Source organism: Bacillus sp. FSL K6-3200, from assembly GCF_038630485.1.
Classification (GTDB): Bacteria; Bacillota; Bacilli; order Bacillales; family Bacillaceae; genus Bacillus; species Bacillus safensis.
The window spans coordinates 1,704,367-1,728,882 of record NZ_CP152032.1 but is presented as its reverse complement, the minus strand read 5'-3'; the positions used below and the strand labels follow the sequence as shown (position 1 = coordinate 1,728,882).

Below are 24,516 nucleotides of genomic sequence, written 5' to 3'. Positions count from 1 at the left end.
TTTTTTGCTGTGAAGGAGGTTTTCCAATTTGAAGAAGGAAGCATTTGCATTTCGTTTTCACCATTCTGATGTTACATTGCCGGCACAAATATGGTCTGTTGGCTGGGAGGTTCAATCATCTTCGTTATACAGTTGGAATGGCGTGGAGCGGAAGGATCAGGGCAAGTGCATCTTTCAGCTCACACTGTCTGGACACGGCATGATTGAAATCGGACAGAAGCGGTTCAAAGTCTTGCCGGGACAGGCCTTTCTTGTGAAAAGTCCAAGTGCCTATCAATATTATTTTCCAGAGGACAGTGAGCATTGGGAATTTCTCTATTTGACGCTTTATGGGGAAGCCTGCGATCTTTGCTTTGACCAATTTATTGAACAAGGAAAGCAGGTCATGCGTTTTCATCCTAATTCCAAACCGATCCGCCTGCTGAAGAAAATTTATGATGAAGCCAGTGAAAGACGGATTACCAATCCATTTGAGGGGTCTAGCCTTGCTTATCAATTTGTCATGGAACTGTATTCATATTTGCCAAAGCTTGAGGGACAAATGGAGAAATGGCCTGAGCCCATCGTCCAAGCGGCCTTGTTTGCCAGCCATCATTTTCACGAGGAAATTGGCCCAGACGATATGGCAGCTGCGGCACGTTTATCCAAAAGTCATTTTACGAGAGAATTCAAAAAGGCCACTGGCTTCACACCTATTCATTACTTAACCAATATCCGGTTAGAAAAGGCGGAAACATTATTAAAAACAACGAAATACTCAATTGAAGAAATCGCCATACAGTGCGGCTACCGAAATGCGAATTACTTGAATAAAGTCTTTCGAAAGAAAATCGGCATGTCTCCAAAGCAACTGCGGGAAACAAGCGATGCATAATAAAAAGCAGCCGCTTCATCATTGGCTGCTTCTTTTACGCTTTTGACAGGTCAACATGAATTCTCCCTTGTCTTAAAACAATGGTCATTTGCGTGTCAGGGGTCATTAAGTTTTCTAAAATGTCCGTTGCTGTTTGAAGCGCAATGTCCATTCGGTTGATCTTTTCCTTATCTTGTTCCGAAAACGCTTCTGGATGTGCGGTCATTTCTTTGACTAGCCTCAGCACTTGTTCATGCTGCTTTTCTGTTTGTTGATATATGGCATCATATAAGTCGTCTGGCCTGCTGCTCATTTCACATCACCTATCTTTGTTTTATGTGTTAAATCGCATCTTCTTTTGTTTTCTTGAAGACGAACCACTTACTGGCGACATAATTGACCACCACAATCACAAAGTTGACGAGAATTTTTGCGACGGTTTCATTGAGCGCCATTTGGCTCACAAATAAAATCATCAGCCCCAGATCTACACCTAGAGACATGAGACGGACACTAAAAAATGAAGAAAGCTCACGCATGAGGCTTTTTGTGTCACGAGCCTTTTGCTTGAAGACATACTTCTTATTGGTGATATAAGCAAAGAGAACAGCAAATACCCATGAAACAACCGTAGCTGTTTTGTAATCCATGGAAAACATCTCAACGAATAAATAGAAGCTGACGATATTGACAATGGTTGTACACACACCCATCACAAGATACATGACAACTTCTCGGTACTTTTGAAAAAGGCTATACATGTCTTTCTTCATTCCTTCTTGGTGGTTTCTGTTTCTTTTAGAATACCATCTTGAGAAGAACTTCCCAAACGATCAATATGTACGTCGTGCAAAAGATGAAATTTGTTCTACTCGATGGCAAATGTCAACGCAATTGGTTTATATGAGTCAAATGTTTTAGGTCTTTATCATTATTTTAATTTATAATCTTTCAACTGACTTTACAATTGTTTATTATTAGAAGTAAGATTTCAATATTTATGGGTTTTTTAGTCATTTTTTTAGGAACGTGGTAGGTGATAGATTTTACAAAATAGGTTAAATGTCATCATTTTTCGACAAAATTTATTTTGCGCTGTTTTTAACCACACGTACAGTTACTAGACGGTTTGTTCAAGTCATTGGTTGCAGTGAATATGTCTTATTGAACTGGAGGATATTATGGATACGCAAGTGAAAAGAAGAGTTGACGAAGAGTGGGTTTATTTGATTGAGGAAGCGAAAAAAATTGGACTAGGCATCGAAGAAATACAAGCTTTTTTAACATCCAACGGTGATCAGAAGATGATAAACAAACCGTAAATCAACGCCGTTATCCTTTGTCTTTCAGACTGCTTTGGCTAAAAGTTCTGACCTGTCAATTGACCTTTTGAAAATCCTTTCATGACGATACGCTACAATAGTTGAACACCTCTCCATACCAATCCCTTCCACTCAATGGGGTTCTGTCTTTCTATATTAGGAGGACAGTCCGTTTCCTGTTCTTTATATGATCCCTTTTTAGCCCCCATTCATGAAAATTGTCCTTCTCTCGTTATAAAACCAAGCTGCCCACCCATATATTAAGCATGAAAACAATGAGAAAGCAGAAAGGTGGGTAGAGCGTGAGTTCAGGTTCCCTTTCGTATTATCACCAAAAAAAGGATCAGTATTATCATGGGGTAAACCCAGTCATCGTCAGTCGTGTTCGCGCGGAATGGACGTCTTTATTAGATATCGGATGCGGCACAGGCAAGCTTGGAAAAGTCCTGAAACAAAAGGGCCGGACCATTTATGGCATTGAGTCATTTGAAGATGCAGCAAAAGAGGCTAAGCAAGAGCTGGATCATGTTCTCTGCGGAAATATTGAACAGATGGCTCTCCCTTATGAACATGAACAATTTGACTGCATTATTTTCGGAGACGTCCTCGAGCATTTATTGGACCCTTGGGCCGTTTTAAAAAAGGTGAAACCCTTTCTTAAAAAAGAGGGGGCCATCCTGTCATCTATTCCAAATATCGGCCATATTTCAACGGTTTTAGAATTACTTGCCGGCAGATTTACTTATACAGATGCAGGGTTAATGGATCAAACACATTTACGTTTCTTCACCCTTCACGAAATACATGCACTCTTTCATTCAGCGGGTTTTCGCATTCGCGAATTCGAGGCCATTCGCGTACAGCATCCATCCTATGCAAGCGTGTTGAATGATCTACATGAATTACTCATAAAACATGGCATTCGTTCTGATTTTCACGAGGCCGCTACAGCCTATCAATATGTGGTCGAGGCGGTTCCATTCAATGAGTAATCCCACCATCCTGTTTGTTTTATGTGTGAACGATGAATCGATGTTTCAAGCTTGCTTCCGGCAGCTCGCTTCACTTCCGGCTCCTCATGGATATCATGTGGAGGTCTTACCAATCAGACAGGCATCAAGTATGACCTCTGCATACAATGAAGCTATCACTCATTCAGCTCAGTTTAAAATTTATCTCCATCAGGATACTTTGATTGTCAAACAGCATATGCTGCTTGAGCTCATCCCCCTTTTTTTACAACATCCATCACTTGGCATGGTTGGAGTGATTGGAGCAGAAAGCATGCCTGACAATGGAATTTGGTGGGAGAGTTCTGATTGCAGGGGAAAAGTCATTGAATATCGCCATGACACCTATCAGCTGCTTTCGTTTGAAAGTGGCCGTCAGCTGCCCGAAGCGCAAGATTATATTAAAGCTGCGGCCATCGATGGTCTCTTTATGGCGACACAGTATGACGTAAGATGGCGTGAGGACCTCTTTGACGGCTTTCATTTTTATGATGTCTCGCAGTCCTTCGAATTCACTCAGCAGGGCTATGAGGTTGGGATTGCAAGACAAGAAGAGCCTTGGTGTATTCATAAATGCGGAGATCATTTTGACGCAGAAGCGTATGAAAAAGCGAGACAAACATTTCTTGCAAATTATCGATAGAAAGCACCCTTTTCGGGTGCCTTTTTTATGATATACTGTCATAAACAGCCAGATCGTCTCATATGCATTGGAGTACCTTGTCCCTAATTCGTACAAAGGAGGAAACAATGGCAGACAAAAAAGTTCATTATAAGAAGGTTGCCGCTTCAGAGGATTTTCGAAAACTTCTTGAGGAAAAACGCAGATTTATCGTACCGATGACGATTTTCTTTTTTCTCTTTTACTTTTCACTTCCGGTTGCTACATCCTACTTCACCTTTTTGAACACACCGGCAATTGGCGCGATCTCATGGGCTTGGTTATTCGCCCTCACACAATTTGTTATGACCTGGGTTTTATGTGGACTTTATGCGAAAAAAGCAGCTAAGTTCGACAATTATGTAAGCGCTTTAAAAACTAAATCAAGAGGTGATGACGAATGAGCATGACCGCTTTTATTTTGTTCGTAGCGATCGTAGGACTCACATTGGTCATCACATATTTTGCTGCGAAAAAAACAAGCAATGCGAGTGATTTTTACACAGCAGGCGGAGGTCTGACTGGGTTTCAAAACGGCCTTGCCATTGCTGGCGACTATATGTCCGCTGCATCATTTTTAGGGATTGCTGGAATGATCGCGTTAAATGGATTTGACGGATTTTTCTATAGCATTGGTTTTCTAGTAGCGTATCTTGTCGTTCTTTACGTTGTGGCTGAACCGCTACGAAATCTAGGGAAATATACAATGGCCGATATGATCGCTGCACGATTTAAGCGCCCTGCCATTCGAGGGGTTGCCGCCTTTAATACTATTACAGTCTCCACTTTTTATATGATTGCACAGCTTGTTGGAGCAGGTGCATTAATCAAGCTGCTTCTTGGCATTGATTACTGGATTGCAGTGCTGATCGTGGGTGTCCTGATGACCATTTATGTCGTGTTTGGCGGCATGATTGCCACCAGCTGGGTACAGATTACAAAGGCTGTGCTTCTCATGCTTGGGACGTTAATTATTTCTCTGCTTGTGTTTGCAAAGTTTGATTTTAGTCTGCTGAAGATGTTTGAACAGATGAAAACAGCGACCCCGCTTGGTGAATCGTTCCTTCACCCGGGAAATAAATATGATGTGCCTTTAGAAACCTTGTCTCTTAACCTCGCCTTAGTGCTTGGGACAGCAGGTTTACCGCACATTTTGATCCGTTTTTATACAGTAAAGGATGCGATTTCCGCGCGAAAATCGGTTCTTTCTGCTACTTGGATCATCGGGATTTTTTATTTAATGACAGTCTTCCTTGGCTTCGGCGCTGCTGCCTTTGTTGGAACAGAAGCGATCACGGCAGCAGATGCAGCAGGAAATATGGCCGCACCTCTTCTGGCACAAGCCCTTGGAGGAGATTTATTATTTGCCTTTGTTTCCGCTATCGCCTTTGCGACCATATTGGCAGTGGTGACTGGTCTTGTTTTATCCGCCGCATCAGCTTTTGCCCATGACTTTTATAGTCAGATTATCCGCAAAGGAAAAGCGAGTGAGCGGGAGCAAGTGAAGGCGGCGCGCTTTGCTTCAATCGGCGTGGCGATCCTCTCTATCATTCTTGCATTATTTGCCCAGTCCTTAAACGTTGCTTTTCTTGTGTCTCTTGCCTTCGCAGTGGCGGCAAGTGCGAATTTACCTTTGATTATTTTCACAGTTTTTTGGAAACGATTTAACTCTACGGGCGCCATCGCAGGAAGCTTAACAGGCCTTCTGAGCGCACTGATCATCGTCTCGCTCAGCCCAAGCGTCTGGGACCCGTCAGGAGCAGCCATCTTCACAGGAGAACCGCTCATCCCGCTGTCGAACCCTGGGATTATCTCGATTCCACTCGGATTCCTTGCCGCATACTTAGGCACGATATTCTCGTCTGAAAAAGCAGATGAAGACACCTTTACGGAAATTCAAGTAAAGGCACATACAGGCATGCATATGGATACTGATTCATAAAGAAAAGCCGGCTGCTTAGCCGGCTTTTTGTGTTCTTCTATTCAAGTCTCAGTAAGGTATAAATTGGCTTTTTAACTTATTTTTATACTTCTCTAATCTGGCAACCCTTCTAAACGTGATTAGAGAGCAGCATGTAATGAGAATTAACAGAATTTCATGAACTTCCCCTCTGTTATCCACCACACTCTTCATTCCTATCCCTCCTCGTAATGAATCTATTTATAGTTATGTATTTCCTGCAAGATGTCATTCCCATGTTATCATGTTATACACATACTGGAAATTATTTAAAACGACATGAAAGAAGTGGGATGACATATGCAAAGGATTTATTCTGCAAAATGTTTATTTGAATCCATCTCAACGCCAAGCAGTATACCTGATAAAATCTTTGAAGAACGAATTGTCTTGGTAAAAGCTAAAAACCGACGTAAAGTGAAGGAAAAAGTCGAACAAGGCTTTCCAGAAGAAACCTACGATAATGCAGAAGGTGGACAAACCATCATAAGATTAGCAGCCATCCTAGATATCTTTGAGCTCGTAGATCACTTAGAACAAAAATCACTACACTTGAGTGAAGTGTACAGCCGCCACCTTGTTTTTGATAAAGAAACATCTGCTCAAGAGGCAATTGAGGCATATTCTTTAGACAAATAAAAAAGCCGGCTGCTCAGCCGGCTTTTTAATAGCGCTGGAATAACTCTTGGTTTTTCGGAACGTTTTCTAAATAAACGATCTTCCCTTGGTCGTCCAGCTCTGCGATATCAATTCCTTCTGCTGTATAGACACGGCCATCCGAAAGCTTTCCGCAAACAGCCCAGTTTGTTTCATACTTTCCGTCTTCTCTTTTAATCCACCCATCCCACATATGCTTAATGTCTTCATGCACGTGGAAAAACGTGTTCAAAAACTGTGTGAATGCTTGGATACCAGGCTTTTGTGCGCCATTTAAGACAATCATGACATCGTCAGAAAACAATGCCAGCAATTCATCCAGTTGCTCCTGCCCTTTTCCTGCTTCATCATATCGGCGAAAATACGTATCGAGCACTTCCATGTTCATTCTCCTTTATTTACCTGTCATTTCGAAAACAATCGAACTAATGTGATTGTACACAATTGTTTCTCTCCTGTCTATTTTTCCAGACATAAGAAAAGACATGAATTGATATAATCCATGTCTTCTTCAAGTTAAAGGGATGCTTTTTCTGCTACAACAAGTGATTTCAGCTCTTCTGCTGCTTTTTTAGGATCGGGGCTCTGGCTAATGGCGCTAATGATGCTCACACCATCTGCCCCAGCTTGTATCACTGGTGCAGCGTTGTCGTATGTGATCCCTCCGATACCAACAATCGGAATCTGAAGGCCATGACGGCGGACTTCAGTGATCAAAGACACCCCCTGGACACTGCGTGTATCCTTTTTCGTTTCCGTTGGATAGACTGGGCCCATCCCGACATAATCTGCTCCGTCCTTCATGGCTTGTTTCACTTCATCTAGGTTATGCGTCGACACGCCTAATATTTTATTCCCGATCCTTTGTCTGACGTCTTTTGCGTTTGTGTCTTCCTGTCCAACATGAACGCCATCTGCATCAAGATCAATCGCTAGCTGTACATCATCATTCACAATAAAAGGAACATTTGCTTCTTGGCAAAGCGCTTGGATTTGACGAGCCAATTGTTTCTTCTCTTCACCTTGCAAGGCTTTTTCACCCTTTTCACGAAATTGAAACATGGTGATTCCGCCTTGAATGGCCTCTTTCACAACATCAAGCGGCAGTCTCGTTGTATTCGCTGTTCCCATAATAAAATAAACCGATAATTGCTGTTTGATTTGCTGTTGATCAGCCTTTGTCATGTGAAACTCCCCCTATTTTCCCTAGTGTCAGCACATCTTCGCAGGTTGTGTGTGATAGTGCGTTTAACAATTCCATTTGAAAGGTTCCCGGTCCTTGATCCTTTGCGTGCAGAGCTGCCCTTTCAGCGGCGACACCATAAAACAGCAATGCAGCTACCGACGCATGAAGCGGCTGTTCACCCGCTGCACAAAATGCTCCGATGACAGATGTCAGCAAACAGCCTGTTCCCGTCACCTTCGTGAGCCATTCATGTCCATTATGAATGGACAGCACCTCATCTCCATCTGACACCACATCGACTTTCCCTGTGATCACCACTATTGTCTGAAGTGCAATGGACGCTTGTTTGGCTAATGCCGCTACATCTCCATTGGCGGCTTTCGCATCAACGCCTTTTGACTCCCAGCCATCCACTCCAAGTAAATGAGCCACTTCAGCAGCATTTCCTCTGACAACGGTGATTTTCACTTTCTCTAACAGCTGTTTAGCGGCATTCGTTCGAAACGTTGTCGCACCGACGCCGACAGGATCTAACAAAACAGGTACACCTTTTTTATTGGCGGCTTGTCCAGCGAGAATCATGGCTTCCACCGTTTCCTTAGTCAATGTGCCAATATTAAGCACTAGTGCATCCGCTAATTGCGCCATTTCAGCTACTTCTTCTTTGGCGTTTGCCATGACCGGAGAAGCACCTAAAGCAAGCAGTCCATTCGCTGTAAAATTCGTCACGACTTGATTGGTGATATTATGAACGAGTGGATTTTTCTCTCGAACTTTCTCCAATAATTGAGACGCGCAGCTTGTTTTCATCTGTATCGTCCTCCCTTTTACTCTGCATCCCACACGTAGGATTTCGTATGCTTTAACCATTCTCTTGCCGCAAACGACAAATAGCGGTCCTTTCGCCAAATGACTCCTAAATGCCACGGGATCGACGGGTTTAAGGAAATGACCTTTACCTTTTCAGGATCAAGATCACGGCAGATTCGTTCTGGCAGAAGTCCAATCCCTAAGTTTTCAGCTACCATTTCACTAATGAAATCCCACTGAGACGTTTCATAAATGACATTTGGCCGGAATCCCGCATTCATACATTCATTCAAAATCCGGCTGTGCAGAACAAAATCTTCTCTAAAGAAAATAAAAGACTCTTCCCTTAAATCAGCTAAATGTACCTCCTCACGACCAGCCATCGGATGGGATGGATGCGTCACGAGCTTCATGTTCTCTTTAATAATGGTGTACGTATGAAAAATTTTATCATTTGCAGGCAGAACAATGACACCAATATCTAACGACCCATCCTCGACCCCTTCCTCTACTTTAATAGAGCCGTGCTCGACCAATTGAAATGTGACATCTGGATATTGCTGGCGGAATTCCCCCATGACATTCGGGAAGAAACTTGACCCAATCATCGGCGGCAGTCCGATTCGGATATGCCCTTTTTTCACATTCATTAAATCATTTAACTCGCTCGTTAAATTCTGAAATGATTGTGTGATTTCACTCGCCTGTGTATACATCGTTTGGCCAGCATCAGTCATTTCAACCTGCCGGCCATTTCGGTAAAACAACTGCACCCCCAGCTCATCCTCCAGGTTTTTGACCATTTTGGAAATGGTCGGCTGTGATACGTATAGGGACTGCGATGCTTTCGTGAAGCTCTTTAACCTTGCCACTTCTAAGAAATATGTTAAATGTCTGATGTCCACTTGCTTCATCCTTCCTATAGACAAAAGGAATAATAACTATTCGATATATGTATTTTACCTATAACTAAACGTGCTGTACACTTTAAAGTAAGCTCATCAATTGAACGTTGTCATGTTTTTGTGAAATAGTGAACAATTTATATAGAAAAAGGAGTGAACAGAAAGTGAAATTGCTCAAAAAGCCGCTGATTGCTGCCCTTCAGATTATGGCCTTGTTTATTTTTGCGAAATTCATGAATGTGCTGGCGGCCTTTTTGCATTTAAGAATTCCGGGCACGATCTTAGGCATTCTTGTCATTTTCTTATTACTTCATTTTAAGATCATTCAATTAAAATGGATAGAACTTGGCGCCGTATGGCTGCTCGGAGAACTGCTGCTTTTCTTTATTCCATCAGCAGTTGGTGTCATTGATTATGGAAAACTGCTTTCTCAATCTGGCACAAGTATTGTCCTTGTCGTCTTAATTAGTACGTTTGTGGTCATGCTCTCGACTGGTATCATGACGCAAATGATTGCGAAACGAAAGGAGCGGAAAAAGCTATGTTAGTTGGCGGATTATTTCTGATTTTAACAGTTCTTTTATATCTCGGATCAAAAGCGGTATACAAACGGCATCCGAAGGTCTATGTCTCACCATTACTTGTGACCCCGCTTGTACTTGTCGTCTTGCTGTTAATCGTCAACATTCCTTACGATGCTTACAATCAAGGCGGGAAATGGCTCACGAATATGCTGCAGCCTGCGACTGTTGCTTTTGCCATTCCTTTATATAAGTATTTTCATATCCTGAAGAAGCATGCAGTGGAAATTATTTTGAATGTGGCTTGCGGCTCTGTCATTGCGATCTTATCAACGGCATTTATCGCCAAGTTGTTTCATCTGGACACAGGTCTTATTGAGAGCCTTGTCCCAAGATCGGTCACAACACCCGTTGCGATGAGTGTGTCAGAAATGATCGGCGGTATGCCATCCGTTACGGCTGTGTTTGTCATTTTAACCGCACTGTTTGGGTCGATCATCGGTCCAATGGTGATCCGTTATTTCCGCATCGATAATGACATTGCCATGGGCGTCCTGCTTGGAACAGGTGCACACGGGGCAGGAACATCGAAGGCCTTTGAAATGAGCTCCGTCTCAGGGACGATCTCAAGTGTATCGATGATTATTTCAGCCATTATTACATTATGTGCAGCGCCTATCCTTATGTCGTTTGCCTTATAAAAAAAGCTATTTCCCTTATAGGAAATAGCTTTTAGATTGTTGACAAAGTGCTAAAATGTTCTTTATTTTAGCACTTTGTCTTCTTTTCAGCGTGATAGAAAACCTTTGCAGTCTAGGAAGGACGAGTACCGGAGCGGAGACCTGACAACGAATGCGAGGGTTTGTCTACACGCTGAAAGCCATTTCCCTTATTGGAAAATGGCTTTTTCTTATGCTTGTATGAAGACAACCTTTAAATAGTTCCCTTCAGGATAATTCTTCGTTGTACGGAAATCCTCAGGAAGGGTATATTCTTCAAGTATCCGATAGGTTTGCCCTGCTTCTTTAAAAGCCTGCGCAATAAACCCTTTAAATTTCTTCATGCCAAACGCACTGCTATTCGTTGATGCCACAATGACGCCGTTCTCAGCTGTGATTTGGATGGCTTCTTTTAATAGCTTCTTATAATCCTTCGCTGCACTGAATGTGTGCTTTTTCGTCCGCGCAAAGGAAGGCGGATCTAAGATGACGAGATCATAGGTCCAGCCTTTTTTCGCTGCAAACGGAAAATATTTAAAGACATCCATGACTTTGATATCCTGCCCGTCCACATCAATATCATTGACTTCAAACTGCTCTGATGTTTTTTTCAAGCTGCGGTTTGCAACATCCACACTTGTCGTACGGCTCGCTCCGCCAAGCGCAGCTGCCACTGAGAAAGCACCTGTGTAAGAAAACGTATTGAGCACAGTTTTTCCTTTTGCATAACGGTCTCGGATCGCTTTTCTCACATGGCGCTGATCAAGGAAAATGCCCGTCATCGCGCCATCATTCAAGTAAACCGCCACGTTCATGCCGTTTTCTTTCACGATGAGAGGAAATTCACCTTTCTCTCCCTTCACAAAATCATCATCTTCTATATACTGCCCTGATGTATCAAATCGTTTCTTTTCATAAATGCCTTTATAGTCTGGATATACTTGCTCAAGTGCAGCCAATACTTCTGCCTTTAATGTATAAACACCTTCGCTATACCATTGGATGAGGTAGAATCCGTCATAATGATCAATCGTGACGCCGCCAATTCCATCACCCTCTCCGTTGAACACACGGAAAGCGGTCGTATCTGCATCACGAAATAAATGCGTTCTGCTTTTTGCTGCCTGCTCAAGCCTAGAGACAAAAAAAGCTTGATCTATTTTTTCGTTCGCATCAAAGGTTAGTACCCAGCCGATTCCTTTATTTTGTACACCGTAATACCCTTTTCCTAAAAAAGCACCTCGCTCATCCACCCATTCAATGAGCTCGCCTTCCCTTACACTGTTCACATGCGATACTGCATCTTTGGATATGAGCGGATATCCCTTTTTCACTTGTTCTGCGAATGTTTGTTTTAATGAGATTTTTTTCATGTGTGTCATCCTTATCCTAAATTGACTCTCTCTATCCTACCATATGAATGTATACGTTACTTCTATTATGATAAGATGAGGAGAAAAATATCAACATGACATAGAGGAGGCACTTCTTTTGACGACATTACGCTTAGATCATACAGGTATTATGGTTTCGAATATTGATCAGTCCATTGATTTTTATGAAAAAGTGGTGGGCATGAAATTAAAGGACCGCATCACTCATACAAATGGAATAATTGAGCTTGCATTTCTCGGTTTTAAAGATGAAACCGAAACGGAAATTGAGCTCATCCAAGGCTACAGCAGTGACCTGCCATCTGAAGGGAAGGTCCATCATCTTGCCTTCACAACAGACAACATTCATGCTGAATTCAATCGTATTCAAAAGCTGCAAATTGAATTAATTGATGAAGAAATCACGACATTACCAAATGGATATTGCTACTTCTTTTTCAGAGGGCCAGACCAAGAGTGGATCGAATTCTTCCAGCGCTAATATTTCCTAGGAAATGGGGCCGCTAAATCTCCCCCCATTTATTCATAAAGAAAAGAGTAAGAGCATATACATGCCCTTACTCTAAGATTGTTGACAAAGGGCTAAAATGATCTTTATTTTAGCCCTTTGTCTTCTTTTCAGCGTGATAGAAAACCTTTGCAGTCTAGGAAGGACGAGCATCGGAGCGGAGCGAATTTGACATTCGTGAGCACCGGAGCGCAGGACTGACAACGAATGCGAGGGTTTGTCTACACGCTGAGAGTAAGAGCATATACATGCCCTTACTCTTTTTTATAACACCTTACTAAGAAATGATTTTGTACGCTCATGCTGCGGGTTTCCAAAGAGAGCTTCTGGTTTGTCTTCCTCGACAATATATCCGCCATCCATAAAGATGACACGGTCTCCCACCTCTCTTGCAAAGCCCATTTCATGTGTGACCACAATCATTGTCATACCTTCGACAGCTAATTGTTTCATTACAGCTAATACATCCCCTACGACCTCAGGATCAAGAGCTGATGTCGGCTCATCGAATAATAGTACTTTCGGATCCATTGCCAACGCTCTCGCAATGGCGACACGCTGTTTTTGCCCACCAGATAATTGGTTAGGATAGCTTTGGGCTTTGTCTTTTAAGCCGACTTTTTCAAGCAAGTCTAACGCTTTTTCGATTGCTGCCTTCTTCTCGATGCCTTTTACCTTTATCGGTGCAATTGTGATGTTTTCTAAAACGGTTTTATGAGGGAATAAATTAAAGTGCTGAAACACCATGCCTACTTCTTGTCGTACTTTATTAATATTCACTTTTGGATCAGTAATCGTATGTCCGTGGACAATGACTTCTCCAGCCGTGATATCTTCTAATTTATTGAGGCATCTTAGAAACGTGCTTTTCCCTGATCCAGAAGGACCAATGACACACACTACTTCCTTTTCCTCGATGACTGCATTTATATCCTTTAACACTTCGTGATCGCCAAAGGATTTCTTTAAGTTTTTCACCGTAATCATACTCATTTGATATCAAATCTCCTTTCTGCGTAGCTAGCCAGTAGAGAAAGTAAATAAATGATCACGAAATAAATGACACCGACAATGAGCCAGACATTCAAAGGATCAAATGTAGCCGATGCTTGAACTTGTCCTCGCTGCATAATATCGGCAATTCCGATAATAGATAAGAGAGATGTATCCTTCAAGCTGATGATGGCCTGGTTTGTAATAGCTGGGAGCATGCGGCGGAATGCCTGCGGAAGGACGATAAAGCGCATGTTTTGCCCCCCTGTAAAGCCTAAAGAGCGCGCAGCTTCTGTTTGTCCTTTATCAATAGACTGAATCCCTGCACGAATAATTTCTGAGAAATAAGCCCCTGCATTAATTGCTACTGTAATAATCCCTGCGGGTACTCGATCAAGCGAAATGAATTCAAGTGTATTCAAACCAAAATAAATGAAGAATAGCTGTACGATAAATGGTGTGCCTCGAATGGCATTCACAAAGATGAGTGCGATGAAATTTAAGATTTTAAATGGTGACAAACGGAATAATGCCACAATTAAACCGATGATAAACCCTAAAATGATGGCAACAACAAAGATATATAAAGTGGTTTGCAAACCATCCATTAAATACGGAAATGCATTAATAATTGTATCCATGTTTCTCCCTCCCTAATTCACATACGGCTGACACATAAAGAAAGCGCGCTCGGAGCGCGCCTCGCTTGTGTTATGACTTCAAATATTTATCAATAATTTTGTCATATTCACCGTTTTTCTTTAGGTTCTTAAGGCCTTTATTGATCTTCTTCAATAGGTCTTGGTTTTTCCCCTTCATGACAGAGATACCATACTGGTCTCCATTCAAGCGGTCTCCAACTGTTTTCAATTTTAAATCTTGTTGTGCGATCGCATACGTAATGACAGGATAATCCTCAATTAAAGCATCTGCATTTCCGTTTGATACTTCCTGGAACATAGATGGACTGTCATTAAATTGAACGACTTCATACCCATATTTATCTGCGTTATCAGATGCGAACTTTGCACCAGTCGTCCCGTTTTTAACAGCTAGCTTTTTCCCCTTTAAATCATTAATAGATTTGATGCTGCTGTCCTTTTTCACAACAACTGTCAGCCCAGCGTCGAAGTAAGGATCTGAGAAATCTACTTTCTTCTTACGCTCATCTGTAATACTCATCCCGCCCATTCCAACATCAAGCTGTCCTGCCTGCATCGCTGGAATGATTCCTGAGAAGTCCATCGCTTCAAGCTTCACTTTGAAACCTTGGTCTTTCGCGATTGCATTAATTAAATCAACGTCTATCCCTTCATATTTACCGCCCTTTTCAAATTCAAATGGCGGATAAGTTGTATCGATCCCAATTTTATATGTGCCTTTGCCTTCTCCCGAACCACTGTCCGATTTTGATCCACAGGCTGCCATGACAAGCACAACAATTAGTCCCATGATCAATAACATCGATTTCTTCATAAAACACGACCCCCATTGTCAGTTTTGTCTAAATATTCGCAATAACAATATTACTATACCACGCTAAAGCTATAGTGTGTGATGTTTTTTATCAATACCAAAGATCCATACAATTCTAGATCAATAGTCTCTTTAAATTTTACTTTTTTGCGAATAACTCATTTTATTCTAAAAGAAGAGTGATTCACAATTATAATGTGAGATAATCTCACAAAAAAACGAGGCAGTGCCTTGATAAATGATGTTTTTTCCTTGCATATGAAAGCAATATCAATAACTGCCTCCCTCTCTTTATTGATATTGTAATATATTTTTTCCAAAACCCTCTTTTTACCTAAAAATATGTAAGCGTATACAAAATGGGTGATGACTCCCTATTTCTTTCACTACTGGTTGAATTTACATCAAAAAACATGTTTTACAAACTGCAAGAGAGAGCTTAAAATATAAGAAGATACTGGAATATGGAAAGTTGATTCAGAAGAACGGATATTGATAGATGAGGAAAGGAGGATATGAATTGGCAGAAGCAAGTGTTTTGTCGTCCGTTGATGTAGCGAATATGCTCAATGATTGGTATGTCATGATGAAAAAAAGAGAAATACAAGGTGCCATCCAGTTAAAAGAAGACATTCTTCAAGCATTTGATCGAATGGAAGAAAATCAAGACGTCTTACTTTACTATCAACTGCTAGAGTACCGTTTTAAAGATCTAATAGAAGATACAGCTTCGTTAGATCATAGTCTTTTTGTTGATGAAAATGCCATCCGTACGGATGATATGCTCAGCTATTATTTCTATTTCTTTAAAGGGATGTACGAAATGCGAAGAGGCAATCAGGATACAGCATTTCACCATTTAAAATTGGCCGAGGATAAATTAGATCTCGTACATGATGACATTGAAAAAGCCGAATTTCATTATAAAACAGGGTGTCTTTACTATAATATTAGGTCCACGCTTCTCTCCATCCACCACTTAAAGATGGCTTCATCTATTTACGACGCAGATCCATGTTATGTAAAAAAATCAATCAGCTGTCAAATGATGCTTGCTTTGAATTATGCGGATCAGTCGAAATATGATGAGGCAGAAGCGTTGTTTGAAGAAGTGATTCATTCACTAGAACAGATGGAAGATCCAGATTTACTTGGCCACGCCTATTGCAATGCAGCATTTATTAAGAGTCTAAGAAATGAATACAGTGAAGCTGTGCCGCTCCTAGAAAAGGCTTTAATGATAGAGACATTCGAAACTTCTTCTCCAGGCGGCTATTTACTCGCCATGTATGCCTACACAAAAGCACTATTTAAGCTGAAAAAGCCTGGTTTGTTCCACTACTATGTACAGCTTTCACTTCAAAAAGCAGAAAATTTAAAACAACGAAACATTTCACTTAAATTATCCATTTTAGAAACACTTATGATTCAGCCAGACAACATGATTGAGCAAATCAAGGCTTATTGTGATCAATTAGAATCGATGAATTTCCTTGTCGATCTTGAAGCTATTTGTCAGGATGCAGCAGCTTACTTATTGGATCTTGGGCTTCATGAAGAATCCTCTTATTTTAGAAACAAGGCGTTGTCCTTAAAAACTTGTTAAGAAAATGGAGTGATGTATGATGAAGAAATGGCTCATCACAAGTGCGATTTTAACGCTCTTAATAACAGGTGTTTCTGTTGGTACTTCCATTCAAAAAGACAGTCAATCTGCACAATCTCAAGATATCATTCAAAAGAGGGACCGTGGAACCAACCCTTAATATGAAAAAAGCAGCTGTGATTAAAACAGCTGCTTTTTTATGTGCTAATCAATTTCTCGTTTAATATTTTGCATTTTCTCATCTAAGTAATGGGCAATATCTGCGGCTTCCTTCAGTTCATCGGTCAGCTGATGAGGAACATCGTTTTGCAGTTTATAATAGATTTTATGCTCTAGACTTGCCCAAAAATCCATCGCAATGGTCCGCACTTGAATCTCAACCTTCACATGCTCCACGCGATTCGTTAAGTAAACAGGTATCTCCACAATTAAATGAAGGCTTCTGTAGCCATTTGGTTTCGGATGTTGAATGTAATCCTTCACTTCAAGAATCTTTAAATCCTCTCTTTGCCTCAATACATCCATAATGTTATAGATATCTTGAATAAAAGAACAGATGATGCGGACACCTGCGATATCATGGATATGCTCCTTGGCACATTGTGTCGTGATGTCGCATCCTTTTCTTGCTAGCTTATTCACTATGCTTTCAAACGATTTGATCCGTGATTTTGTATGCTCTATTGGGTTGTGTCCATGGATTAAATTATACTCCTGGCTGATAATCGAGAACTTTGTATCCATTTCATCTAACGCAAATTTATATACTAATAGTTCATTTTTCCAGTCTTCCATGACATTTTTCAAATCTTCTACATGAGTTGCTGACATATTCATTTTCTTTGTCATCTCCTTTTGGGAAGCGGCGGCTGCACCGCTTTCCGTTTACTAGACGAAAAGAGGACTCGAATGGTTTTAAAAAAAACGCAGTTAGCCTCGTTGTTTGTAATATGTCAGCGCCAGAGCAAGGGCCAGCACAGAACCCTTCACAATATCCATTGCATAATAAGGGACAGACATCATCACAAGCCCATTTTGTAAGATCCCGATGAGTACAGCCCCGATAAAAGTACCAAATGCGTTTGGCTTACCTTCTCCCATGACGGAAAAACCGATAAAAGCAGCCGCTACTCCATCCATTAAATATGGTGCACCAGCATTAATTTCTGCTGTCATCACCCTTGATGCGAGCACGATACCGCCGATCGCTGCAAATAACGCAGAAAGCAAATAGGCCGCAATTTTATATTTGTTCACATGAATGCCAGATAATCGAGCCGCTTCCTTATTCCCACCGATGATGTACATGAATCGGCCGTGCTTTGTGTAGGTCATGAAAACATGCGCAAATAGTACAATGGCAGCCATAATAAGAATGATATATGGCACCTGTCCAATTTTGCTGAAAAAGGCAGGAATCGTTCCCGTTGAGAACGTACCATCAGGCAGCACCATATTTTCAGAAATGGTCGCCCCTTTCGTATACGTTTGAGCCAGCCCTTGAATGATAAACATCATGGCTAATGTCATGAGCATATCTGGAATTTTCATTTTGACGATCATCCATGCATTTAACAAACCAACAATGATAGAAGCCGCTAGTGCAGAGAGGATTGCAATCAGTGGGTTTTGCGAGAACCATACGAACATAGAAATGACAATCGCATTTGATAGCGTAGCGACTGATCCGACTGATAAATCAAAGCCGTTTACTGCCAATGAGATGGTTAAGCCCACCGCAATGATGGTCACAATTGAGATAGACCGTAGAATATTGATGATATTTCCTGATTGCAAAAACGCTGGATTCGCTGCCGCAAATACCACAATCAACACGACAATGGTTAAAATCGTCCCATATCGATAAAAGAAATCAAATAGATGAAAGGATGGCCGCTGTTTTTTGACTTGCTGCACAGGGGCTGGAATTTGTTGTTCGCTCATGATTGTCCTCCTGTTGAATGATATAAAAGCTCCTCTTCTGTCGTCGGTGCGGTCATTTCCCGGGCAATGCTGCCATCATATAACACGTATACTCGGTCAGCGATACCTGCAATTTCTGACAGCTCACTCGACGCATAAATGACAGATTTTCCGCGGGCGGCAAGCTCTGCAATCAAAGTGAAAATATCTTTTTTCGCTCCAACGTCTACACCTTTGGTTGGTTCGTCAAAGAGATACACATCTGCCTCAGCCAGCAGCCATTTTCCGATAGCAACCTTCTGCTGATTTCCACCAGATAGATCCTTCACCTTTGCTTCAAGAGACGGCGTTTTGACACCCAGCCGTTTGACGATTTCGTCTGCTTCCCGCTTTTCCTTCGAACGATGTAAGAAGCTGAATATCCGTGAAAATGAATGAAGACTTGCAGCCGTTAAGTTCCACCCCACGCTCTCTTCGGTCAGAATCCCTTCTTTTCTCCGCTCTTCCGGCACAAGGGCCATTCCAGCTCTCACCGCTTGATGAGGCGATGTGATGCGAATGGTTTGACCATGAAGCTGCACGGTCCCCGTCTTTTTTTCTGAGGCACCGAAAAGGGCTTTGCACAATTCTGTTTTACCAGCACCGACAAGTCCTGCGATCCCGAGAATTTCTCCTTTTTTGACATAAAAGTGAATGTTGTTTAATTTATGTTGATCGTTTAGCTCTTTCACTTCAAGCACAATAGGTGCATCTTTCAGTGGCCTGCGAGACGGGAATTGCTCCTCTAATGGTGCACCTAGCATTTCTTCAATGACCTGCTGTGGATTTGTGTCTTTGACAAGGTGAGCTGCGACATCCGTTCCATTTCGCATCACAGTCAGTTCATCACAGATGGTGAAAATTTCAGGCATGCGGTGAGAAATAAACACGATCCCCGTCCCATTCTGTTTCAACCGATTAATCATTGAGAATAATTTGCTTGTTTCTGCATGACTAAGCGGAGCCGTTGGTTCATCTAAGATTAAAATGCTGCATTTAATGGAAACGGCCTTGGCAATGAGCACCATCTGTTTTTCGGCAAGGGTCAGATCGCTGACAAGTCGTTTTGTGGAAATGTCGATGTCCATTTCTTTTAATAGCTGAGCCGCTTTGCGATGCAGCTCTTTCCAGCTGACAAATGTTTTTTTCTCAATCTCATGCATCATCATATTCTCACCAACAGTTAAGTAGGGAACAAGAGCCGTATCCACTTCTTGATGGACCGTCTGCACACCATATGAGGATGCATCCTTTGGGGTTTGAATGGATGCCGCCTGGCCATTAATGTGGATGGTTCCGTCGAAGTGCGAATGAGCGCCAGAAAGAACCTTCATTAACGTTGACTTCCCAGCTCCATTTGCTCCAATCAGTGCATGGACCGTCCCTTTTTTTAATGTGAAATTCACTTGATCTAACGCTTTGACCCCTGGAAATTCAATTGAAATATTCTTCATACGAACAAGCGGCGCTGTCATAGGTGTCCTCCTTCTCTTGATATCATCTGAAAAACGAAACACCCTCTATGGATAGAGAGTGCACGTCGCTTATTTTGTATAATGCTTCTTCAAGGTCTTCATCCAATCTTCCTCAAAAGCAGTCGATGAACCGAATCCCTTCACTTCGTCTGCAAGATTGACCATGTTAATGGCTTTTCCTGCTTGTTGAAGCTGCTTTTGCGAGATGAGAGAGGCCTCAAGGTCATAGGAAGATGGTGTTTTCTCACCAGCTATTTTCTTCGCAAGAATCCTCACGTCGACTGCGCCGATGAGCTTCGGATCAACCGCCGCTGTGTACTTCCACGGACTGTCCTTCGCCGTCATTTCTTGAAGATCCGCATTTGACACATCAATTCCGTAAATCTTCACTTCTGTTCTTCCTGCTTCCTTTAACGCTCTTGCTGCCCCAATGGCAAAGGCATCCCATGTGGCGAAAATAGCGTCCAGCTTGCCCTTTGGATACTTATTCAGCATGGCTGCTACTGCATTTTGCGTTTGAACAGACGTATCAGAGGAGGCAATACCAAAGCGGTCAAGCTCCTTAATCCCTGAATGTTGTTTAAGCGTTTCTTGATAGACCTTATTTCGTCTCACCATTGGCGGGAATCCATCTACCCAGAGGTACGCGATATTTGCTTTTCCTTTAAAATCAGACACGAGTGCATCCAATGATTTTTTTGCTAATTGTTCGTCATCTTGAGACGTCACTGTGACCCCTTTGATGTTCTTCAGCTTAGGATTCGAATCAAATGCTACAACTGGAATGCCTTTCGCTGTGATCTTTTTCACATCAGCGACTGTCGCATCGTCGTCCCCGTGAGAGATGATAAAGCCATCATAATTTTCTTCAAGCGCCTGAGAAATGGCATCATGGAACTTCGCTGTATCTCCATTTGCGGTGTAGACATCCACCGTAAAGCCGAGTGCTTCCCCTTCTGCCTTGGTCCCAGCTAGAAATTGAGCTGTATGATCGTCTCCTCCAATTTTGCGGATGACTTTAATTTTTGCCCCCTGTCCCTTTGCAAATCGCTTCGGTACATTGTCAAAGGAAACCTTTTCGTTCGTATTTGCCTTTGAGCCTGCACTTGATCCGGTGCCGCAGCCTGTTAACAGGACGGTTAATGCCGTTAATAAGACAAGAAATGATGTAAAATGCTTACGCTTCATTGCTGTTCCTCCTCAAGTTGTTTTTATTTTTCACATCGGAAAACTAGGTAAAAAAGTGGAAATACGCCTGTAAAACAGGCATTTGATTCGAAAAAGAGACGAAAAAAAGCCTCTCTTGGAAAGAGAGGCTTGATCACCGTTGCATGAAACATGTATCGGGAAGTCTTCCTCTCTTATCTGTCAAAGCTGTAACAGCTTTGCAGGAATTAGCACCAATTTCTAAAATAGAAACGGTTGCTGGGCGTCATAGGGCCAGTCCCTCTGCCTCTCTTGATAAGAGATCCGTTATGAAATTTGTTTTCGTTGAAATGTCTTCTTTACTTTAATGTGATGTCACATCAATGTCAATGACTTTTTTGAAAATTTTTAAAATAACATCAGCTTCCGATGATTTTCTTCGCAGGTGATGATTTCTTCAGACGGAAATCATATTTTTTCTCATTCACAAATTGCGGATTGAGATGTGCTGATCCTTTATCTTGACCGCTTTTAGAGAGATACGTTTTGTAGCCTTCCATCCATTTCCCGCGCCATACCCACTGTGATGCTTTCGCACCTTTTCGGTCATCATAAACGTTTTTCTGGAAGGTATTCTTTTGGTTCACTTGATAAAGATTCACGACTAAGTAATGCGAAGCACTAGCTGTCATGATATTATTCGTGATTCGATTGTTCACTGCTTGATACTGCATCAGCAATTGACCGCCCTCTAAGCCGGCTGTGTCATTTTTGTACAAAGTATTATGTGAAATCGTCGTATTGGTTGTACCGCCCCGCTTCTTATCATAGCCGCCAATAGAAATGCCTGTATAACGGTTCAAATACACTTGATTGTGTTCGATGCGGATGCGGTCCGCCATTTTTCCTTTATGTTCGCTTGTGACTTCAATCCCCAAATCATTGTGATGTGAGATGTTATGATCGATCACAATGTCTTTTCCTCCATCAACATAAATTCCGCCAGCGGAGATGTCGCTGCCATAGGCTGGGTTCCCTGCACTCGTAATCTCATATACTTTGTTTCTAGAGACGACACCATTTCTGACTTGATCATACTTTTTAGAGGGTGCTACGTTCTCATAACCAATTAAATCAATGCCAATATTATCAGTGTGCCGGACCGTGTTATGTGTCACACGGAACTTTTTGACGTTTCCATTTAGCACAAGCGCTTCACTGAAGCCCAGCTTTAATTTTTCAACGGTATTTCCTTTGATTTCAATGTCTTCAATCGCTGCAGGAGCTTTTGTCCCATAGACAGCAATTCCATGTGCATTTCCATTTTCATGTTTCGTCTGAATGTCATACACTCGGTTATTAAGCAATTTGACGCCTTTGCCGCTTCCTTTGATGAAAATACCAACTGGTGTCAAATCTTCTTTATTCGTCTTAAGATGTCCTACAGTCAGGCCTTTGAGGGTGATGTAGCTCTTTTGATCGATCGTGACAAGACCGCCATCGGCTTGATTTCCTTTAAGGGAAGCCCCGCTAATCACAGGTTTTTCTTTTCCATAAGCTTGAAAGACAACGGGCGCTTTCTTTGTTCCTGAATGGCGGACAATCAATTTTTCTTTGTATGTACCGCCTCTCATGTAAATGGTTGCCCCAGCCTTCGCCATACTTGCCGCTTTTTTCAGCGTACGGAAAGGTTTTTGCTTTGTTCCCGGGTTTTTGTCGTTTCCGTTTACCGCTACGTAATAGGCTGTGCTTTGCTTAGCTCCAGCCTCATCTGTCATCGCCTGACAGCCAAAGCTGATCACGGTCATGAATAAAATGAGTAAAATGCCTGGTATCGCTCGTTTCATCTTGTTGTTTGCTCCTTTCCCTTCTCTTCTTCCTTTATCGGTTAAAAAAAAGAGGATTAAAATATGACGATGTCCCTTGCAATGTACTAGTCAAAAGGTGTATGGTTGAAAGAATATCTTACAGGAAAACCATTCGTTTTTAAATTGTCAGATTAATCAGTTAATAATGCATTTGGATTTTATTTCTTTTTTAAAAAGGGGTGACATGAGCCAAACTGACAGCAGAGAGAAGGAAAGCGCTTTAACAGATTTTTCTTGTCTGAATTACAGAAAACCTATTGCTAATATTTTGTGAAGGTATAGAATAGAATCATAATTATTTCATATTATTAGAATTTTCAAATAATCAAACAGCAAGGAGATTTACAATGCCAAAACAACCCATCCGCGTTGAACTTAGTTCAACAAAAAAACCAAAACCTCAATCTGATCAACTTGAATTCGGAAAAATCTTCACAGATCACATGTTTGTGATGGATTATTCAGTTGATAAAGGCTGGTACGATCCAAGAATTATCCCTTATCAGGCCATTCCAATGGACCCAGCTTCGATGGTCTACCATTATGGTCAATCTGTTTTTGAAGGCTTGAAGGCTTATGTTTCTGAGGATCAAAAAATTCTCTTATTCCGTCCGGAAAAAAACATGGAACGCTTAAACAGATCCAATGACCGCCTGTGTATTCCGCAGATTGATACAGAAACAGTATTAGAGGGCTTAAATGAACTCATTCGCATTGATAAGGATTGGGTACCTGATGCAGAGGGCACTTCCTTGTATATTCGTCCATTCATTATTTCCACTGAGCCGTATTTAGGTGTTGCACCGTCTAGCACGTATAAACTGCTCATTATTTTATCTCCAGTGGGATCATACTATAAAGAAGGCATTCATCCGGTCAAAATTGCAGTTGAAAATGAGTTTGTCCGTGCCGTTAAGGGTGGAACAGGAAATGCCAAAACAGCTGGAAACTATGCCTCAAGCCTTAAGGCACAGCAAGTTGCTGAAACGAAAGGATTTTCACAGGTTCTTTGGCTTGATGGGGTCGAGAAAAAATACATTGAAGAAGTCGGCAGCATGAATATCTTCTTTAAAATCAACGGAGAAATCGTGACGCCTGAATTGAACGGCAGCATTTTAGAAGGCATCACACGTAACTCTGTGCTTGAGCTGTTAAAGCATTGGGGAATTCCAGTAACAGAGCGCAAAATTTCAATTGATGAGTTAATTGAAGCACATCAATCTGGCGAGCTTGAAGAAATTTTCGGGACTGGAACGGCAGCCGTCATCTCTCCTGTAGGAGAATTAATTTATCATGATCAGCCATATGTGATCCAAAATGGTCAAACAGGCGAAGTATCGAAGAAATTATACGAAGCCATTACTGGCATCCAAAAAGGGACACAGCCAGACATCTTCGGCTGGACAGTTGAAGTTGACTCAGTCGTCAAGCAAGCATAAGCATATAAAAGAACCTTTCATTCATGAAGGGTTCTTTTTTGTTTA

At 41.7% G+C, this 24,516-nt stretch carries 28 protein-coding genes and 1 riboswitch; of the genes, 13 read left to right on the top strand and 15 right to left on the bottom strand.

Features of this window, described 5'->3' with window-relative positions:
* Positions 1–28 precede the first annotated feature (28 nt).
* Positions 29–874: an AraC family transcriptional regulator gene (locus MHI60_RS08730; protein WP_095409862.1), complete on the top strand. Its 846-nt coding sequence runs from the start codon at positions 29–31 to the stop codon at positions 872–874.
* Between the two features lie 34 nt (positions 875–908).
* Here the strand turns inward: MHI60_RS08730 and MHI60_RS08725 are convergent, their stop codons facing one another.
* Both MHI60_RS08725 and MHI60_RS08720 read right to left on the bottom strand, forming a co-directional pair.
* Positions 909–1,166 carry a hypothetical protein gene (locus MHI60_RS08725; RefSeq protein ID WP_048237758.1) on the bottom strand — a complete coding sequence of 86 codons (258 nt, stop codon included), beginning with the start codon at positions 1,164–1,166 and terminating at the stop codon, positions 909–911.
* Between the two features lie 28 nt (positions 1,167–1,194).
* Positions 1,195–1,626, bottom strand: a complete 432-nt coding sequence (locus MHI60_RS08720; RefSeq protein WP_039182392.1) for a GtrA family protein — start codon at positions 1,624–1,626, stop codon at positions 1,195–1,197.
* Positions 1,627–2,034: 408 nt separating this feature from the next.
* Here MHI60_RS08720 and MHI60_RS08715 point away from each other — a divergent pair, with 408 nt between their 5' ends.
* The 6 genes from MHI60_RS08715 to MHI60_RS08690 all read left to right on the top strand — a co-directional run bounded on the left by MHI60_RS08715 (position 2,035) and on the right by MHI60_RS08690 (position 6,445).
* Positions 2,035–2,175, top strand: coding sequence for an anti-repressor SinI family protein (locus tag MHI60_RS08715; protein ID WP_095409863.1), 141 nt, complete (start codon positions 2,035–2,037; stop codon positions 2,173–2,175).
* Positions 2,176–2,477: 302 nt separating this feature from the next.
* Positions 2,478–3,167 carry a class I SAM-dependent methyltransferase gene (locus MHI60_RS08710; RefSeq protein ID WP_095409864.1) on the top strand — a complete coding sequence of 230 codons (690 nt, stop codon included), beginning with the start codon at positions 2,478–2,480 and terminating at the stop codon, positions 3,165–3,167.
* Positions 3,160–3,828 (top strand): glycosyltransferase family protein, encoded by a 669-nt coding sequence (locus tag MHI60_RS08705; RefSeq protein ID WP_144483972.1) that lies wholly within the window; start codon positions 3,160–3,162, stop codon positions 3,826–3,828. Before MHI60_RS08710 ends, MHI60_RS08705 begins: the two co-directional genes overlap by 8 nt.
* Before the next feature lie 107 nt (positions 3,829–3,935).
* Positions 3,936–4,250 carry a DUF485 domain-containing protein gene (locus tag MHI60_RS08700; protein ID WP_048237766.1) on the top strand — a complete coding sequence of 105 codons (315 nt, stop codon included), beginning with the start codon at positions 3,936–3,938 and terminating at the stop codon, positions 4,248–4,250.
* The gene (locus tag MHI60_RS08695; protein WP_024423846.1) at positions 4,247–5,788 is read left to right on the top strand and encodes a cation acetate symporter; all 1,542 of its coding nucleotides are present in this window, start codon (positions 4,247–4,249) and stop codon (positions 5,786–5,788) included. Before MHI60_RS08700 ends, MHI60_RS08695 begins: the two co-directional genes overlap by 4 nt.
* 318 nt (positions 5,789–6,106) lie before the next feature.
* Positions 6,107–6,445, top strand: coding sequence for a DUF4288 domain-containing protein (locus MHI60_RS08690; RefSeq protein WP_144471794.1), 339 nt, complete (start codon positions 6,107–6,109; stop codon positions 6,443–6,445).
* A gap of 25 nt (positions 6,446–6,470) precedes the next feature.
* Here MHI60_RS08690 and MHI60_RS08685 read toward each other — a convergent pair whose 3' ends face one another.
* From MHI60_RS08685 to MHI60_RS08670, 4 genes are all read right to left on the bottom strand, one after another.
* Positions 6,471–6,845: a nuclear transport factor 2 family protein gene (locus MHI60_RS08685; protein ID WP_144483975.1), complete on the bottom strand. Its 375-nt coding sequence runs from the start codon at positions 6,843–6,845 to the stop codon at positions 6,471–6,473.
* Positions 6,846–6,979: 134 nt separating this feature from the next.
* Positions 6,980–7,648, bottom strand: a complete 669-nt coding sequence (gene thiE / locus MHI60_RS08680; protein ID WP_144483978.1) for a thiamine phosphate synthase — start codon at positions 7,646–7,648, stop codon at positions 6,980–6,982.
* A complete protein-coding gene (thiM, locus tag MHI60_RS08675) occupies positions 7,635–8,459 on the bottom strand; it encodes a hydroxyethylthiazole kinase (RefSeq protein ID WP_144483981.1) in 825 nt (274 codons plus the stop codon). Before thiM ends, thiE begins: the two co-directional genes overlap by 14 nt.
* A gap of 17 nt (positions 8,460–8,476) precedes the next feature.
* Positions 8,477–9,364 carry a LysR family transcriptional regulator gene (locus MHI60_RS08670; RefSeq protein WP_039182411.1) on the bottom strand — a complete coding sequence of 296 codons (888 nt, stop codon included), beginning with the start codon at positions 9,362–9,364 and terminating at the stop codon, positions 8,477–8,479.
* A 206-nt stretch (positions 9,365–9,570) separates the two neighbouring features.
* Here MHI60_RS08670 and MHI60_RS08665 point away from each other — a divergent pair, with 206 nt between their 5' ends.
* Positions 9,571–9,912, top strand: coding sequence for a CidA/LrgA family holin-like protein (locus MHI60_RS08665; protein WP_029706423.1), 342 nt, complete (start codon positions 9,571–9,573; stop codon positions 9,910–9,912).
* Positions 9,906–10,586: a CidB/LrgB family autolysis modulator gene (locus MHI60_RS08660; RefSeq protein ID WP_024423852.1), complete on the top strand. Its 681-nt coding sequence runs from the start codon at positions 9,906–9,908 to the stop codon at positions 10,584–10,586. The genes MHI60_RS08665 and MHI60_RS08660 overlap by 7 nt, the downstream gene beginning before the upstream one ends.
* Before the next feature lie 209 nt (positions 10,587–10,795).
* Here MHI60_RS08660 and MHI60_RS08655 read toward each other — a convergent pair whose 3' ends face one another.
* Positions 10,796–11,977 carry a class I SAM-dependent rRNA methyltransferase gene (locus tag MHI60_RS08655; RefSeq protein WP_342502681.1) on the bottom strand — a complete coding sequence of 394 codons (1,182 nt, stop codon included), beginning with the start codon at positions 11,975–11,977 and terminating at the stop codon, positions 10,796–10,798.
* A 118-nt stretch (positions 11,978–12,095) separates the two neighbouring features.
* Here MHI60_RS08655 and MHI60_RS08650 point away from each other — a divergent pair, with 118 nt between their 5' ends.
* A complete protein-coding gene (locus MHI60_RS08650) occupies positions 12,096–12,479 on the top strand; it encodes a VOC family protein (protein ID WP_095409872.1) in 384 nt (127 codons plus the stop codon).
* A gap of 291 nt (positions 12,480–12,770) precedes the next feature.
* On the opposite strand, the gene MHI60_RS08645 is transcribed toward MHI60_RS08650, so the two are convergent.
* The 3 genes from MHI60_RS08645 to MHI60_RS08635 form a co-directional block, all read right to left on the bottom strand.
* Positions 12,771–13,499 carry an amino acid ABC transporter ATP-binding protein gene (locus MHI60_RS08645; protein ID WP_095409873.1) on the bottom strand — a complete coding sequence of 243 codons (729 nt, stop codon included), beginning with the start codon at positions 13,497–13,499 and terminating at the stop codon, positions 12,771–12,773.
* Entirely contained in the window at positions 13,496–14,140 is a 645-nt protein-coding gene (locus MHI60_RS08640) for an amino acid ABC transporter permease (RefSeq protein ID WP_095409874.1), read from the bottom strand. The genes MHI60_RS08645 and MHI60_RS08640 overlap by 4 nt, the downstream gene beginning before the upstream one ends.
* A gap of 70 nt (positions 14,141–14,210) precedes the next feature.
* Positions 14,211–14,975, bottom strand: a complete 765-nt coding sequence (locus MHI60_RS08635) for a transporter substrate-binding domain-containing protein (protein WP_144483985.1) — start codon at positions 14,973–14,975, stop codon at positions 14,211–14,213.
* Positions 14,976–15,495: 520 nt separating this feature from the next.
* On the opposite strand from MHI60_RS08635, the gene MHI60_RS08630 reads away from it, so the two are divergent.
* Both MHI60_RS08630 and MHI60_RS08625 read left to right on the top strand, forming a co-directional pair.
* Positions 15,496–16,581, top strand: a complete 1,086-nt coding sequence (locus MHI60_RS08630; protein WP_144483988.1) for a Rap family tetratricopeptide repeat protein — start codon at positions 15,496–15,498, stop codon at positions 16,579–16,581.
* Between the two features lie 19 nt (positions 16,582–16,600).
* On the top strand, positions 16,601–16,741 hold the full coding sequence (locus tag MHI60_RS08625; RefSeq protein ID WP_162860197.1) for a hypothetical protein: 141 nt from the start codon (positions 16,601–16,603) through the stop codon (positions 16,739–16,741).
* A gap of 44 nt (positions 16,742–16,785) precedes the next feature.
* Here the strand turns inward: MHI60_RS08625 and MHI60_RS08620 are convergent, their stop codons facing one another.
* The 5 genes from MHI60_RS08620 to MHI60_RS08600 all read right to left on the bottom strand — a co-directional run bounded on the left by MHI60_RS08620 (position 16,786) and on the right by MHI60_RS08600 (position 23,011).
* On the bottom strand, positions 16,786–17,418 hold the full coding sequence (locus MHI60_RS08620; RefSeq protein ID WP_025093809.1) for a GTP pyrophosphokinase family protein: 633 nt from the start codon (positions 17,416–17,418) through the stop codon (positions 16,786–16,788).
* Positions 17,419–17,511: 93 nt separating this feature from the next.
* Positions 17,512–18,525 (bottom strand): ABC transporter permease, encoded by a 1,014-nt coding sequence (locus MHI60_RS08615; RefSeq protein ID WP_144483991.1) that lies wholly within the window; start codon positions 18,523–18,525, stop codon positions 17,512–17,514.
* On the bottom strand, positions 18,522–20,018 hold the full coding sequence (locus MHI60_RS08610; protein WP_144483994.1) for a sugar ABC transporter ATP-binding protein: 1,497 nt from the start codon (positions 20,016–20,018) through the stop codon (positions 18,522–18,524). The genes MHI60_RS08615 and MHI60_RS08610 overlap by 4 nt, the downstream gene beginning before the upstream one ends.
* A 69-nt stretch (positions 20,019–20,087) precedes the next feature.
* Positions 20,088–21,206, bottom strand: a complete 1,119-nt coding sequence (locus tag MHI60_RS08605; protein WP_144483997.1) for a sugar ABC transporter substrate-binding protein — start codon at positions 21,204–21,206, stop codon at positions 20,088–20,090.
* A gap of 170 nt (positions 21,207–21,376) precedes the next feature.
* Positions 21,377–21,486: riboswitch (SAM riboswitch) on the bottom strand.
* A gap of 97 nt (positions 21,487–21,583) precedes the next feature.
* Positions 21,584–23,011 carry a right-handed parallel beta-helix repeat-containing protein gene (locus MHI60_RS08600; protein ID WP_144484000.1) on the bottom strand — a complete coding sequence of 476 codons (1,428 nt, stop codon included), beginning with the start codon at positions 23,009–23,011 and terminating at the stop codon, positions 21,584–21,586.
* 368 nt (positions 23,012–23,379) lie between these two features.
* Between MHI60_RS08600 and MHI60_RS08595 the strand changes: the two genes are divergently transcribed.
* Entirely contained in the window at positions 23,380–24,471 is a 1,092-nt protein-coding gene (locus tag MHI60_RS08595; RefSeq protein WP_024426445.1) for a branched-chain amino acid aminotransferase, read from the top strand.
* The last annotated feature ends 45 nt before the right edge of the window (positions 24,472–24,516 follow it).